Raw genomic sequence first — 204 nt, forward strand, 5'->3', positions numbered from 1 at the left:
AATTGCCCGTGCGGCTTAACCATACAACACCCAAGAGGTTTTGGGTTGGACTCGAAATAAGCCAGTTGATTGTGGCGAGAACGAACAGCTTTCTAGATTACCGAATTTGCTTGGCGACCATAGCGCTTTGGACCCACCTGACTCCATGCCGAACTCAGTAGTGAAACGAAGCAGCGCCGATGGTAGTGTGGGGTCTCCCCATGT

General features: G+C 51.5%; 1 rRNA gene. It reads left to right on the plus strand.

The annotated features are described in order from the left end of the window. Positions 1-109 precede the first annotated feature (109 nt). A 5S ribosomal RNA gene (gene rrf / locus BZJ21_RS16065) occupies positions 110-204 on the plus strand; the annotation flags it as partial.

Origin of the sequence: Salinivibrio costicola subsp. alcaliphilus, from assembly GCF_001996185.1 — a bacterium.
GTDB classification, from domain to species: domain Bacteria; phylum Pseudomonadota; class Gammaproteobacteria; order Enterobacterales; family Vibrionaceae; genus Salinivibrio; species Salinivibrio costicola.